Raw genomic sequence first — 13,672 nt, forward strand, 5'->3', positions numbered from 1 at the left:
GCATGCAATTCAAGGGACGTGCCAACCCGCTCCGGAGGCGACTTGGGCGCTTCCGGAGGCGGAATCATCGTGGAAACAGGAGAATGGCGGGCGCTTTTGCCTAATATCTAGGCATGAGACTGGTTTCTGCGCAGATGCCTGAAATACGGTCAGCCGAGATCGGGCCGGGGCCGGACGAGACCTTCCTGGGCGACCGAGGCGACGAGGCGGCCCTGCCGGTCGAAGACGAGGCCGCGCGAGAAGCCCCGCGCGCCCGAGGTCGAAGGGCTGTCCTGCGAGTAGAGGAGCCAGTCGTCGGCCCGGAACGGCCGGTGGAACCACAAGGCGTGGTCGAGGCTGGCGGCCTGGATCTTCTGGTCGAAGACCGTCGCGCCATGGGCGATCAGGCTGGAATCGAGCAGCAGCAGGTCGGAGGCATAGGCGAGCACGCTCCGGTGGAAGGCCGGTTCATCCGGCAGCGGCTCGATCGCGCGGATCCAGACGTTGAATTTCGGCTCCAGGCTGCCGCCGCCGCGATAGCGCTCGAGCTCGACCGGGCGGATCTCGATCGGCCGCCTGCGCTGGTAGAATGTCTGGAGCGGGTTGTGCTCCGGCGCGTCGAGCAGTCGCGCCATCTGCTCACGATCCGGCAGTTCCTCCGGCATCGGCACCTTCGGCATCGGCATCTGGTGCTCGTAGCCGGTCTCCTCGATATGGAAGGAGGCGGACATGGCGAAGATCGCCTCGCCCTTCTGCACGGCCAGGACGCGGCGGGTGGTGAAGGAGCGGCCGTCGCGCAGGCGGTCGACCTCGTAGACGATCGGCACCTCGGGATCGCCCGCTAGCAGGAAATAGGCGTGCAGCGAGTGCGGCTGCCGGCCCTCGACCGTCTTGCAGGCGGCATAAAGCGATTGCGCGATGACCTGCCCGCCGAAGACGCGCGGCCAGCTCGACTTGGGGCTGCGACCGCGGAACAGGTTGCGCTCGAGTGGCTCGAGGTCGAGGATCGCCGTCAGGGAGGCGCTGATCTGGGACATGGTCGGCGGTATCGCGGTCTGGTTGACGGATGAGCCGGCACCCCGCAGAGGGACGACCGGTTTCGTATGGCATCAGCACCGGGGCATCCCGTGGCGTCAAGTCGGCGCGGAGAGAAGGACGACATGGCTATCGAGCAGGGCAACAGTGCCATGCGCATCGTCATCGCGGGGGGCGGCATTGCCGGACTCGCGCTCGCGCTCGCGCTGAAGCAGGGGCTCGGCGCCGATTCTTCGGTGATCCTGGCCGATCCGGCGCTGGCGGCCGCGCCGCGTGCCGATAACCGGGCCTATGCGGTCGCGGCCGGTGGGCGGGCGATGCTGAAGACGCTCGGCATCTGGGAGGGAATCGCACATGCCGCCCAGCCGATGCTGGAGATGATCGTCTCGGACAGCCGGACCGAAGATGCGGTCCGGCCTGTCTTCCTGACCTTCGATGGCGAGGTCGAGCCCGGCGAGCCTTTTGCCCATATGGTCGAGAATGCCGCCCTGGTCGCGGCGCTGAAGGCATCCTGCGAGGCCGTGGGCGTGGAATTGCGCAGCACCGGCGTGCGGCGGTTCAGCGCCGATGATGCGGCGGTCGAGATCGTTTTCGCTGACGGAACACGCTGCGAAGCGGCTTTGCTGGTCGCGGCCGATGGCGCCCGCTCGAAACTGCGCGAGCAGGCGGGTATCGGCTGGGTCGGCTGGGGCTACGGCCAGTCCGGCATCGTCGCGACGATCGGCCACGAGCGACCGCATGACGGCCGCGCTGTCGAGCATTTCCTGCCGTCGGGACCCTTCGCCATCCTGCCGCTGGCCGATGGCGGGACGCTCGGGCACCGGTCATCGATCGTCTGGACGGAGCGGACGGAGAATGTCGAGCCGCTGCTCTCGCTCGATAGCCATGACATGCTGGCCGAGATCGAGCGGCGCTTCGGGCTCGAACTCGGCGAGATCGCGCTGGAAAGCGCGGTGAGCGCGCATCCGCTCGGCTTCGGCGTGGCACGCAACTTCGTCGGCGAACGGCTGGCGCTGCTGGGCGATGCGGCGCACCTGATCCACCCGATCGCCGGACAGGGGCTCAATCTCGGTCTGAAGGATGTCGCGGCGCTTGCCGAGGCAATCGTCGATGCGGCGAGGCTCGGGCTCGATCCCGGCTCTGCCGACGTGCTGGAGGATTACGAGAAGGCGCGGCGCTTCGACACGGTGGCGATGGGCGCGGTGACCGACGGGCTGAACCGCCTGTTCTCGAACGACGCGACGCCGCTCAGGCTGGCGCGCGATCTCGGGCTCGGTATCGTCGACCGTTTGCCGGGACTGAAGCGTTTCTTCATCCGCGAGGCCGCGGGCGTCGCAGGCGCGCCGCCGCGGCTGCTCAGGGGCGAGGCGCTTTAGGGTTTTTCGTCATGCTCGCCCTTGTGGCGAGCATCCACGTCTTGCTAGGGCTCTCGATCGAGAAGTCGTGGATGGTCGGGACAAGCCCGGCCATGTCGATGGAGTCCGTATGATCGCGCCTCAATCCTCCAGCGGACGCGCTTCTTCCGGCAGCATGATCGGGATACCGTCGCGGATCGGATAGGCGAGCTTCGCCGGGCGGCTGATCAGCTCCTGCTTCGCCGCGTCGTATTCCAGCGTCGCCTTGGTCAGGGGGCAGACCAGGATTTCGAGCAGCTTCGGGTCGATGCGGGTGGTCGTGTCGGCTTCGCCGGTCATTGGTCTTTCCGTTCTCAAGAGCGCGCGGTTCGCTTGTCGAAACTCCGCCGTCGTTCCGGGCAAGCCGCGTTAGCGGCGCCGATCCGGAATCCATCGTAAGCCCGAGGCGCACTACGATGGATTCCGGGTCACGCCCGGAATGACGGTGTGTTTCACCGCCAGAACACCACGCTTCTAACGCTTGCGTGGCAGGTCGGCCAGCATGCCGGCCGCCACCATCAGCTTCGGCAAGGTGAGACCGGAGCTTGCGATCGCGTTGACGGTGCTGCGGGTGCGCTCCGCATCCTCGCCGCGCTCGCCGAGCCAGCTCTCCAGCGTGCCCTGCCCCTTGGCCGAGGCCGAAACCTCCTGCGTCAGGTTGGACTGGGCATCGTCGAGGGTCTCGATCGCCCGCTCGCGCGCGAGGCGCTCGTAATCGTCCGTCGCCGGCACGGCCGCGGCGGCGGCCTTCAGGCTCGACAGGCCGAACAACGCGTCGATGCCGAAATGGATGCGGGCGACCTCGCCGATCCTGCGCTTGCCGCGTTCGGCGATGTCGACGATGTCGGTCGCCTCGGCGAGCGCGGGCAGGCTGGCGACGCGCGTCGCCAGCGCTTCCGGCACGCCCTCGGAGGTCAGCACGGCGATGCGCGCGAGACGCGCCTGGGAGGCGGCCTCGGGCAGGAGCGTGCCAAGCTCGCCGGCCAATTCCTTCACGCCCTTGGCATAGCGGGCGATGGTCTGCTCGATCGTGCCGGGCTTGGCGACGCCACGCCGCAGGAACCAGCCCATGCGGTTGGTGACGAGTTCCTGCGCGGCGCCATAGAGGCCGAGCTGGGTCTTGCCGGGAATCTTCGCATCGAGCGCGTCGATCTCGCCGTTGAGGGCGATGAGATCGAAGGAATCGCGCGCGATCGCGTAAGCCGCGGCGATGGCCGGCGCGTCCGAGCGGGTCAGCGCCGCCAGCACCGGCACGAGGGCGGGGCCGCCGCGGTTGACGATCGCGTTGGCGAGCTGCGTCGCGACGATCTCGCGGCGCAGCTTGTGGCTGGCGATCGCGTCCGGATAGGCCTCGCGCAGGGCTTTCGGGAAGTAGCGGACGAGCTCGGTCGCGAGATAGGGATCGTCCGGCACCGAGGATTCGAGCAGCGCGTCGTGCAGCGAGAGCTTGGCATAGGCCAGCAGCACGGCGAGTTCCGGCCGCGTCAGGCCTTCGCTGCGCTTCTCGCGCTCGGCGAGCTGGGCGTCGCTCGGCAGGTACTCGACCGAACGGTCGAGCCTGCCGTCCTGCTCCAGCGTCTGCATCAGGAAGCGCAGGCCCGGCGTCGCCGCCGATCCCTGCGCTTCGGTCAGCGAGAGCGCCAGCGTCTGCAGGTAGTTGTTGCGCAGGACGAGATCGCCGACCTCGTCGGTCATCGCCGCCAGCAACTCGTTACGCTTGTCTTCCTGCAGGCGGCCGTCCTTCACCGGGCCGGCGAGCGCGATCTTGATGTTCACCTCGACGTCGGAGGTGTTGACGCCGGCGGAGTTGTCGATCGCGTCGGTGTTGAGTTTCACGCCCTTGCGGGCGGCCTCGATGCGGCCGCGCTGGGTGACGCCGAGATTGGCGCCCTCGCCGATGACCCGGGTGCGGAGGTCGTTGCCGGTGATGCGGATCGCGTCATTGGCGCGGTCGCCGACCTGCGCGTCGGTCTCGTCGGAGGCGCGGATATAGGTGCCGATGCCGCCGAACCAGAGCAGGTCGACACGCGCCTTCAGGATCGCCGTCATCAGCTCGAGCGGCGAGACCTCCTTCTTGTCGAGGTCGAGCAGCGCACGGACTTCCGGGGAGAGCGGGATGCTCTTGGCCTGGCGCGAGAAGACGCCGCCGCCCTTCGAGATCAGGCTCTTGTCGTAATCCTGCCAGGAGGAGCGCGGCAGGGCGAAGAGGCGCTGGCGCTCGGCCAGCGATTTCGCCGTATCCGGATCGGGATCGAGGAAGATATCGCGGTGGTCGAAGGCCGCGACCAGCTTGATCGCCGGCGAGAGCAGCATGCCGTTGCCGAAGACGTCGCCCGACATGTCGCCGACGCCGGCAACGGTGAAGGGCGTGGTCTGGATGTCGATATCGACCTCGCGGAAATGGCGCTTCACCGCCTCCCAGGCGCCGCGTGCCGTGATGCCCATGCCCTTGTGGTCGTAGCCCTGCGAGCCGCCTGAGGCGAAGGCGTCGCCGAGCCAGTGGTGCTTCTCCAGCGAGATCGCGTTGGCGGTGTCGGAGAAGGTCGCGGTGCCCTTGTCGGCGGCGACGACGAGATACGGATCGTCGCCGTCATGGCGCACGGTATCCGGCGGCGGCACGATGGTCTCGCCGTCGAGATTGTCGGTGAGTTCCAGCAGGTTGCGGATGAAGATGCGGTAGCTTTCGGTGCCCTCGGCGAGCCAGGCGGCGCGGTCGGAGGCCGGCGGGAGCTGCTTGGGGAAGAAACCACCCTTGGCGCCGACCGGCACGATCACGGCGTTCTTGACCTGCTGTGCCTTGACGAGGCCGAGCACCTCGGTGCGGAAGTCCTGCGGCCGGTCGGACCAGCGCAGTCCGCCGCGGGCGACCTTGCCGAAGCGCATATGCACGCCCTCGACGCGCGGCGAGTAGACGAAGATCTCGTAGAGCGGGCGCGGCAGCGGCAGGCCATCGACCCGGGCGCAGTCGAACTTGAAGGTGATGGTCTGGCGCGGCTGGCCGTCCGGGCCGATCTGGAAGAAGTTCGTGCGGAGCGCAGCATCGACGAGGTTGACGAGGCGACGCAGGATGCGGTCGTCGTCGAGGCTTGTGACAGCATCGAGCGCCTGTTCGATCTCGGCATGTTTTTGGGCCATGCGCTGCTCGCGCTCGGCCGGCGGCACGCGCGGGTCGAACTTCGCGGCGAAATAGGCGACGAGCCCGGAAGCGATGTCGGGATGGCGGGTCAGCGCGTCGGCGATGTAGCCCTGGGCATAGGGCGCGCCGGCCTGGCGCAGATAGCGGCCGAAGGCGCGCAGCAAGGCGGCTTCGCGCCAGGCGAGGCCGGCGACCAGCACGAGCTGGTCGAACCGGTCGGATTCGGCGAGGCCGCGGAACTGCGCCATCAGCGCGGCTTCGATCGTCGGGTCGAGATGCTCGATATCGATCTCGCCGTCGTCGGCGCGCTCCAGCGTCATGTCGTGCAGCCAGATACGGACCGCATCGCCATTGCCCTGCGGCATGACGTTGTAGGTCCGCTCGTTGACGACGCGGAAGCCCATGTTCTCCAGCACCGGGACGCGGGCCGAGAGCGAGATCGGGGTGCCGCGCGAGAACACCTTGAGATTGGCGCGCTTGGCGTCGTCGCCCTCGCGCCGGTAGAGGTTGACGGCGCGGGCGCGCTCCGGCGTGAGCTGCTGGAGCATCTCGATATCGACGAGCGCATCGGCGGCCGAGAAGCGCTCGCGATAGGCGGCGCCGAAGGCCTCGGCGTAGCGCTCGGCGAGGGCTCGCGCGGCGGGGCCGGCCTTCTCCTGGTCGAGCACGTCCTTGAGACCGTCGCCCCAGGTGCGGACGATGGCGCTGATGCCCGCTTCCAGCGTCGAGCGCTCGACGCGCGGGGTTTTACCCTCGTCGCGGCCGATGATGTAGTGGGTGCGCGAGAGCGGGCCCTCGGGATAGGCCGGATAGGCGGCCGAGAGCCGCCCGCCATAGACCCGCGCCAGGAAATCGCCGACGCGCAGGCGCACCGTGGTGTCGTAGCGGTCCTTCGGAATGAAGACGAGAATCGAGACGAAGCGGTCGAATTCGTCGACGCGGGCGAGCGCGCGGATGCGCGGCCGCTCGGTGAGCTGGAGGATGTCGAGCGCGAATTGCTCCAGCGTCGCGACGTCGATCTGGAAGAGCTCGTCGCGCGGATAGGCGTCGAGCACGTTCATCAGGGCGCGGCCGGAATAGCTCGCCGGGTCGAAGCCGATATTCTTGGCGACGCGCGCGACCTTGAGGCGCAGATAGGGAATGGCGCGGGCCGAGCCGGTATAGGCGTTGGAGGTCAGCAGGCCGACGATGCGCAATTCGCCGTCGAGGCGGCCGTCCGGCGTGAACAGCTTGACGCCGACATAGTCGAGATGGACGCGCCGGTGGACGCGGCTCTTGACGTTGGCCTTGGTGATGATCAGCGCCTGCGGCTTGGCCAGGAAGGAGCGCAGCTCCGGCGTGACCGTGACCAGCTCGCGGCCCCGCCGCAGCACCTTGACCGTGGGGTCGCGCAGGATGCCGAGGCCCGAGCCTTCGATCGGGTCGGCGGCGACATCGCCGCCCGGGAAGCGATAGGCGCGGATGCCGAGCAGGGTGAAGTTGTCGCCGGCAATCCATTCGAGGAATTGCAGCGCCTCGTTGATCTCGTCCTCCGGCAGCGGCGGCGGATTGGCGCGATAGGCCTGGATCACCTCGGTGATGCGGCCGCGCATCGCGGCCCAGTCGTCGACGGCGAGCGCAACGTCGCCATAGACGTGGTCGAGTCCTGTGCGCAGCTTTTCGCGGGCTTCCGGCGAATCGATGCGCGGAACATGGATGTGGAGCAGGCTCTCACGGCGCGTGCCCTCGGGCGCGCGGCCGGCGGCCTCGCCGGCGAGCGAGGCGAACTTGCCCTTGGCGTCACGGGCGACGGCCAGGATCGGGTGGGCGACGAGGCGCGGCTCATGGCCCTGCTCCTGCAGCTCGGCGAGCGTCGAATCGAGCAGGAACGGCTTGTTGTCGTTGACGACCTCGAGGACGGTGAGCTGGTTCCTGCGCTCGCCCTCGCCGTATTCCTCGTCGCGGAAGCGGAGATTGATCGTGTCGGGCTTGCGCGGCTGGGAGAGGTGCTCGAAGGCGGCGGCGGCGGTGCGGGCCAGCATTTCGGGCGGAAGGGCTTCGAGATCCTCCGCGACGGAGCGGCCAAAGAGCAGGCGGGGAAATTCGGCGGGCATCGAACTCTTCAGTCCGGTGGCTGCGGCCTCGATCGCTGCGATCGCGCCTGCGGTCGCGTTCGTCACCCGTTTGCCCATGGCATACCCCAGTTGTTTTGCAGCAGCGATGACATAGGCTGCGTAGGCTTTCAACTTGCCGTGCCTGAAAAAGCGGCAAACCGACGCTCCCCCCGATCCGACAGGACACACCATGGCAACAAAGCATGACAAACCCAAGGTGGGAGAAGAGCCGGCAAGGCAGGATTCGCCACCGGCCGTCATGGCGCTGGACCTGAAGCCAGGCACGCTCTCGGCCGAAAACCAGACTTATTTCGCGAAATGCCAGGAAAAGCTCGGCTTCGTGCCGAACGTGTTGACCTCCTACGCGCATGACGACGCCAAGCTCACGGCCTTCGCCGCCTTCTACAACGACCTGATGCTGGCGCCGTCGGGCCTGTCGAAGCTGGAGCGGGAGATGATCGCGGTCGCGGTCTCCAGCGTGAACCGCTGCTATTACTGTCTCACCGCCCATGGCGCGGCCGTGCGCCAGTTCTCCGGCGATCCGGTGCTGGGCGAGCTGATGGTGATGAATTATCGGGTGGCGGACCTCTCGGCACGGCACCGCGCCATGCTCGATTTCTCGGTGAAGCTGACGGAGACGCCGCATCTGATCGGCGAGGAGGACCGCGAAGCGTTGCGTAAGGCGGGCTTCGGCGAGCGCGACATCTGGGATATCGGCGCCGTCGCGTCCTTCTACAACATGTCGAACCGGATGGCCTCGGCGGTCGATATGCGGCCCAACGCCGAGTATCACGGGCAGGCGCGGTAGGGCGCACCCAGGTTTGTCATTCCGGCGCGCGCCGCAGGCGCGAACCCAAGAGCACAGCTTATTCCAGTCCCGCCATGCTCGCCCTTGTGGCGAGCATCCGCGTGTTAAACACGACCTTTGCCTAGCGAAGACGTGGATGGTCGGGACAAGCCCGACCATGACGGGAATGTCGTGCTCATGGGTTCCGGGTTCTTCGCTCCGCGAAGCCCCGGAAAGACAGCGATGGTGCCGGAAGCCCGAAAAAGAAAAACGGCCGGCGCAATGCCAGCCGCTAGTTGGCCTCGACTAGGTGGCCCGGCTCCGCCCGAACTCCGGGGGGCTGGGGGGCTGACAAACCGGCGATCAGCGAAACCGGGCCGTCGAGGCAACGGGGAGAGTTGAACGTCGCAACTTGGCGCTCGCTTGGCGCGCTCGCGGCGAAAATGGGGCATTCGTCGACAAGGCCGGGCCGGCGCTCGATCTTCCGCTGGTCCCTTGCCAGCCAAGAATGCTGGGCGCATCATTCGCACATGTCCGGTGAGGCCCCGACCAGGGAGGCGCCATGAGCGAGAGCGATACGCCACAACCGCAGGCCGCGAGCGCGGTCGTGAACTTTCCGGCGCCGGCGCGGCCGACCACCGTGACCTTCGACCGCCGCGAACTCAGCGAATTGCTCAATCTCTATGGCCGGATGGTCGCAGCCGGCGAGTGGCGTGACTACGCCATCGATTTCCTGAAGGACAAGGCGCAGTTCTCGGTATTCCGGCGCTCGTCGGAAATGCCGCTCTACCGGATCGTCAAGGATCCGGCATTGGCGCGACGGCAGGGGGCCTATTCGGTCGTGGCGGCGACGGGTTTGATCCTGAAGCGCGGCTCGGAACTCTCGCGCGTGCTCAAGGTGCTCGACAACAAGCTCAGCGTCGTGAGCTGAGGCGTCACGAACCGGATAGGTGTTCGAGCCCTCATCCCGAGGAGCGCCGAAGGCGCGTCTCGAAGGATGCTCACTCTCGATTGGTCAAAGGCCCGGCGGTGAGCGATCCCCCTCGCCCAGTTCCTTCTGCATCAGCATCTGGTCGAGCCAGCGGCCGTGCTTGAATCCGACTTTCTCGGCGACCCCGATCAGGCGGAAGCCGGCGCGCTCATGCAGGCGGCGCGAGCCGACCGAGGCACCGGTTCCGTCGCCGATCACCGAGATCATCTGGCGGAAGCCGCGCGCGGCGCAGGCCTGCATCAGGGCGTCGAGCAGCAGGCCGCCGATGCCCAGTCCCTGCGCCGTCGGCGCGAGATAGATCGAGTTCTCGACGGTGGTGCGATAGGCCGGGCGTGGCCGATAGGCGCCGGCATAGGCATAACCGAGGATGTCGCCGTCCCGCTCCGCGACGAGATAGGGATAGCCGCCGGCCAGGATCGCCTCGAAGCGTCGCTGCATCTCTGCCTCGCCCGGTGGCTCCAGCTCCCAGGAGGCGGTGCCGTGCAGGACCGCATGGGCATAGATCGCGGCGATGGCGGGGATGTCGGCGGGATGGCCCGGGCGGATCGAAGGCGTCGTCATGCCCAAAGCATGAGCAATCAGCATGCCAGAAGGGAAGGCCCGGCCCAAAGAAAAACCCCGGCCGTGGGGCCGGGGCTGCTGCACTCCCGTTCAGGAGCCTGTCGTTCTCACTCGCGGTTGCCGATCAGCGAGAGCAGGAACTGGAACATGTTGATGAAGTTCAGGTAGAGCGATAGCGCACCGTTCACCGAGAGCTTCGCAGCTTCCTCCGGGCCGAGCTCGGAGTAGAGATACATCTCCTTCAGGCGCTGGGTGTCCCAGGCGGTCAGGCCGGCGAAGATGCCGACGCCGACCAGCGAGATGACGAAGCCCAGAGCGCCCGAGGCCAGGAAGATGTTCACGATCGAGGCCAGGATCAGGCCGATCAGGCCCATGACCAGGAACGAGCCCATGCCGGAGAGCGACTTCGAGGTGGTGTAGCCGTAGAGGCTGAGGCCACCGAAAGCCGCCGCGGTGATGAAGAAGACCTGCACCACCGACGCGCCGGTGTAGCGGATCAGGATCGTCGAGAGCGAGACGCCCATCACCGCCGCGAAGGCGAAGAACATCGTCCGGGCGGACGAGGCCGACATCCTGTCGGCGCGGAACGAGAAGAAGAAGATGAAGGCCAGCGGCGCCAGCGCGACCACCCACATCAACGGCGTGCCATAGAGAAGCTGGCCGAAGGAGGTGAGATAGGTGTTGCCGATCCTGGCGACGGCGTTGGCCTGATCGGTCACGGCCATCTTGTTGATGCCCAGCGCGAACAGCGCCGAGATCGCAAGGCCGATCACCATGTTGTTGTAGACGCCGAGCATGAACGAGCGCAGGCCCTGATCCATCTCGACGGCGCTGGTCTGCTGTGCGCGGCCGGCACCCCAGACTGGAGCATTGCGGTCGAAGTTGCTCATTAAGAGAGTTTCCCCTGACGTGGTTTCGGACGACGGAGGGCGCAGGCGCCAGCCGTCCTCGCGCACGAAAAGTCGCGATGACCGGAATATGGGCGGCTTTGCCGGTTCTTACAAGAGCCCGCCATGGTTAAGGCCGGGCCCGGCATAGAAGTTCGGCGCCGCACACAGGCAGAATTACAGGATTGTAATGTCTATCGAGAGTCGTTCTCAGACAGTCATCATAAATTCCTGAGATGAGAAGCCGGCGCTTTCGTCAGTATTTTTATCGTACCGACGAGCCCGAACAGGACGGTAACCCCGACGGCGGCAGTCGCAGCCAGTATAGCCCCGGTGGGATCACTGACGAACTCGATGCGCATCACTTGCGTGACGATGCCCCAGCCCGCCGCTGTACCCGCGAGAACGCCGAAGATGGCCGCGACGAGGCCGATGGCGGCGTATTCAAGGGCGTACGACGAAAGTATGAAGCGGCGCGTGGCGCCGAGCGTTTTCAGGATCATCGCGTCATAGAGCCGCGCCCGCTGGCCGGCGGCGAGCGCGCCGCCGAGCACGAGGAGGCTGGCGGCGATGGCGAGGCCCGAGGCGCCGCGGATCGCCATGGCGAGCTGGGCGACGATGGTATTCACCGCTTCGAGCGCGTCCTTGACCCGCACCGCCGTCACCGCCGGGAAGTCGAGCGCGAGCCGGCGCATCAGGGCGGCATCGGTCGCGCCCTTGCCGTCCGGGCTCGATGCGACGGTGGCGAGGTTGGTGTGCGGTGCGCCGGCGAAAGTGTTGGGCGAGAACACCATGACGAAATTGATGCCGAAGGAGCGCCAGTCGACCGTGCGCAGATTGGCGACGCGGGCGGTGATGCTGCGGCCGAGCACGTTGACGGTGAGTCGGTCGCCGATCTTCAGGCCGATGCCGGCGGCATTCTGCGCGTCGAAGGAGACGAGCGGCTCGCCGCGATAATCGGCCGGCCACCACTCGCCGGCCGCGACGCGCGAGCCTTCCGGCAGCGTCGCGGCATAGGTGATGCCGCGGTCGCCGTCGAGCACCCAGGCGGATTGCTCGCTCGCCTTGATGTCCTCGGCGCGGGTCTCGTTCACCGAGACGATGCGGCCGCGCATCATCGGCACGCGCTCGGTCTTCGCGCCCGGCCGCTCGGCTGCGAGGAAAGCGTCGAAGCGCTCGGAATCGCGGCTGGGTACATCGAGGAAAAAGAAGCTCGGCGCCTTGTCGGGCAGGGCGCCGGTGAGCTGCCGGGTCAGGCTGACATCAATGAAGGAGAGCGCCGAGAGCAGCGCGACGCCGAGGCCGAGCGAGAGCACCAGCGCCGGCGTCAGCGCGCCCGGCCGGTGGCTGTTGGCGAGTGCCATGCGCAAAGCCGGGCGGCGCGGGCGCGGGATTCGCCGTGCCAGCGCCATCAGGCCGAGCGAGACGGCGCGCAGCAGCAGGAAGACGCCGAACATCACGCCGATATAGATCAGCGCGATCCGGCGATCATAGGCGAAGCCGATGGCGACGCCGGCGAGACCCGCGAGCGCCAGCGCGCAGAGCACGAGATAGATCGCGCGCGGGCGGCGCGGATCGGGCTCGACCCTGTCGCGGAACAGGGCGGAGACCGGGATGTCATGGGCGCGCCCGAGCGGGATGATCGCGAAGACGAGCGCGGTCAGCAGGCCATAGAGCGCGGCGATGGCGAGCTCGCCTGGCGCCAAGGTCGGCTCGAACGGCACCGGCAGGATGCTCTGGACGACCGCGCCGAGGCCGAAAGGTGCGGCGGCGCCGAGCACGAGGCCGATTGCGGTGCCGATCGCGGCGACGAGCATGACCTCGGTGAGGTGGATCGCGACGACGCGACCGCCGGTGGCGCCGACCGCCTTCATCGTGGCGAAATCGAGCTTCTTGGCCTCGACGAAACGGCGGACCGCATTCGCGACGCCGACGCCGCCGACCAGCAGCGCGGTGAGGCCGACCAGCGTCAGGAACTGGGTAAAGCGTTCGAGATTGCGCTGGAAGCTCGGCGCGGCATTGGCACGGGAGCGGATTTCCCAGCCGGCATCGCGCTGCTGCGCGCCGGCATCGGCGATGAGCTTCTCGAGATCGGCATCTGTCGTCGCGGCCGGCGGGAGCTGGAGGCGATAGGTCCAGCGAATCAGGCTGCCGGGCTGGATCAGGCCGGTCGCCTTCAGCGCCTCCTGCGACATCAGGAGGCGCGGGCCGAAGCCGACGCCGGCCGCGATCTTGTCGGGCTCGGAGAGGAGATTGGCGCGGAGCTGGATTTTTGCGCCGCCGACCGTGACGGTGTCGCCGGGCTTGAGGTCGAGCCGACCGAACAGGACGGGGTCTGCGACGGCACCATAGGCTCCGTCGCGCTGGTCGAGCAGGCCGGGCAACGGCGCCTGCGGGTCGGTCTCGACCGTGCCGATGCTCGGATAGGCCGCGTCGACCGCCTTGATCTCGACCAGGGCCGCGCCTTTCTCGCCGGCATTGGCCATGCCGCGCATGGTCGCGATGCTGGAGACGGTGCCGCGCGCGGTCAGGAAGGCGAGTTGGGAGGCTGTCGCCTCACGATGGATCAGGCTGAAGGCGGCGTCGCCGCCGAGGATGCGGCGTCCTTCGCGGGCGAGGCCCTCGGTCAGGCCGCGCGAGGCGGAGGCGACGGCGGCGATGGTCATGACGCCCAGAGCGAGGCAGGCGATGAAGATGCCGAAGCCGCGCAGGCCGGCGCGCAGGTCGCGGATCGCGAGACGCAGGATGAGACCGATGCCGGGGGCGCGATGGGCCGGGCTTTGGGACGGCTTGACGGGTGCGTGCATCG

Annotated in this window: 9 protein-coding genes; 3 read left to right on the forward strand and 6 right to left on the reverse strand. The window is 67.6% G+C overall.

Translation table 11 applies throughout. The annotated features are described in order from the left end of the window. Window positions 1–149: 149 nt before the first annotated feature. Complete coding sequence (gene tesB, locus OCUBac02_RS01650; protein ID WP_047582658.1) at window positions 150–1,016, reverse strand: acyl-CoA thioesterase II; 867 nt, start codon at window positions 1,014–1,016, stop codon at window positions 150–152. Window positions 1,017–1,139: 123 nt separating this feature from the next. Here tesB and OCUBac02_RS01655 point away from each other — a divergent pair, with 123 nt between their 5' ends. After that, complete coding sequence (locus OCUBac02_RS01655) at window positions 1,140–2,390, forward strand: ubiquinone biosynthesis hydroxylase (protein WP_173043212.1); 1,251 nt, start codon at window positions 1,140–1,142, stop codon at window positions 2,388–2,390. 120 nt (window positions 2,391–2,510) lie between these two features. On the opposite strand, the gene OCUBac02_RS01660 is transcribed toward OCUBac02_RS01655, so the two are convergent. Together OCUBac02_RS01660 and OCUBac02_RS01665 are read right to left on the reverse strand one after the other, a co-directional pair. Continuing rightward, complete coding sequence (locus OCUBac02_RS01660) at window positions 2,511–2,708, reverse strand: Trm112 family protein (RefSeq protein ID WP_047580901.1); 198 nt, start codon at window positions 2,706–2,708, stop codon at window positions 2,511–2,513. A 174-nt stretch (window positions 2,709–2,882) separates the two neighbouring features. Continuing rightward, the gene (locus OCUBac02_RS01665) at window positions 2,883–7,715 is read right to left on the reverse strand and encodes an NAD-glutamate dehydrogenase (protein WP_173049242.1); all 4,833 of its coding nucleotides are present in this window, start codon (window positions 7,713–7,715) and stop codon (window positions 2,883–2,885) included. 181 nt (window positions 7,716–7,896) lie between these two features. Here OCUBac02_RS01665 and OCUBac02_RS01670 point away from each other — a divergent pair, with 181 nt between their 5' ends. Together OCUBac02_RS01670 and OCUBac02_RS01675 are read left to right on the forward strand one after the other, a co-directional pair. Continuing rightward, window positions 7,897–8,445, forward strand: coding sequence for a peroxidase-related enzyme (locus tag OCUBac02_RS01670; RefSeq protein ID WP_173049244.1), 549 nt, complete (start codon window positions 7,897–7,899; stop codon window positions 8,443–8,445). 541 nt (window positions 8,446–8,986) lie between these two features. Continuing rightward, window positions 8,987–9,355: a DUF2794 domain-containing protein gene (locus tag OCUBac02_RS01675; protein ID WP_047580889.1), complete on the forward strand. Its 369-nt coding sequence runs from the start codon at window positions 8,987–8,989 to the stop codon at window positions 9,353–9,355. Window positions 9,356–9,439: 84 nt separating this feature from the next. On the opposite strand, the gene OCUBac02_RS01680 is transcribed toward OCUBac02_RS01675, so the two are convergent. The 3 genes from OCUBac02_RS01680 to OCUBac02_RS01690 all read right to left on the reverse strand — a co-directional run bounded on the left by OCUBac02_RS01680 (window position 9,440) and on the right by OCUBac02_RS01690 (window position 13,670). After that, window positions 9,440–9,976 carry a GNAT family N-acetyltransferase gene (locus tag OCUBac02_RS01680; protein WP_173043213.1) on the reverse strand — a complete coding sequence of 179 codons (537 nt, stop codon included), beginning with the start codon at window positions 9,974–9,976 and terminating at the stop codon, window positions 9,440–9,442. 107 nt (window positions 9,977–10,083) lie between these two features. After that, window positions 10,084–10,866, reverse strand: a complete 783-nt coding sequence (locus OCUBac02_RS01685; RefSeq protein WP_047580891.1) for a Bax inhibitor-1/YccA family protein — start codon at window positions 10,864–10,866, stop codon at window positions 10,084–10,086. A gap of 218 nt (window positions 10,867–11,084) precedes the next feature. Then, a complete protein-coding gene (locus OCUBac02_RS01690; RefSeq protein ID WP_173043214.1) occupies window positions 11,085–13,670 on the reverse strand; it encodes an ABC transporter permease in 2,586 nt (861 codons plus the stop codon). Between the last annotated feature and the right edge of the window lie 2 nt (window positions 13,671–13,672).

The sequence above is a fragment of the Bosea sp. ANAM02 genome (genome assembly GCF_011764485.1).
In the GTDB taxonomy this organism is placed as follows: Bacteria; Pseudomonadota; Alphaproteobacteria; order Rhizobiales; family Beijerinckiaceae; genus Allobosea.

Bases quoted from the DNA above. Each gene is read 5' to 3' on its own strand.
- tesB (WP_047582658.1), bottom strand. From the start codon at position 1,016: ATGTCCCAGATCAGCGCCTCCCTGACGGCGATCCTCGACCTCGAGCCA.
- OCUBac02_RS01655 (WP_173043212.1), top strand. From the start codon at position 1,140: ATGGCTATCGAGCAGGGCAACAGTGCCATGCGCATCGTCATCGCGGGG.
- OCUBac02_RS01660 (WP_047580901.1), bottom strand. From the start codon at position 2,708: ATGACCGGCGAAGCCGACACGACCACCCGCATCGACCCGAAGCTGCTC.
- OCUBac02_RS01665 (WP_173049242.1), bottom strand. From the start codon at position 7,715: ATGGGCAAACGGGTGACGAACGCGACCGCAGGCGCGATCGCAGCGATC.
- OCUBac02_RS01670 (WP_173049244.1), top strand. From the start codon at position 7,897: ATGGCGCTGGACCTGAAGCCAGGCACGCTCTCGGCCGAAAACCAGACT.
- OCUBac02_RS01675 (WP_047580889.1), top strand. From the start codon at position 8,987: ATGAGCGAGAGCGATACGCCACAACCGCAGGCCGCGAGCGCGGTCGTG.
- OCUBac02_RS01680 (WP_173043213.1), bottom strand. From the start codon at position 9,976: ATGACGACGCCTTCGATCCGCCCGGGCCATCCCGCCGACATCCCCGCC.
- OCUBac02_RS01685 (WP_047580891.1), bottom strand. From the start codon at position 10,866: ATGAGCAACTTCGACCGCAATGCTCCAGTCTGGGGTGCCGGCCGCGCA.
- OCUBac02_RS01690 (WP_173043214.1), bottom strand. From the start codon at position 13,670: ATGCACGCACCCGTCAAGCCGTCCCAAAGCCCGGCCCATCGCGCCCCC.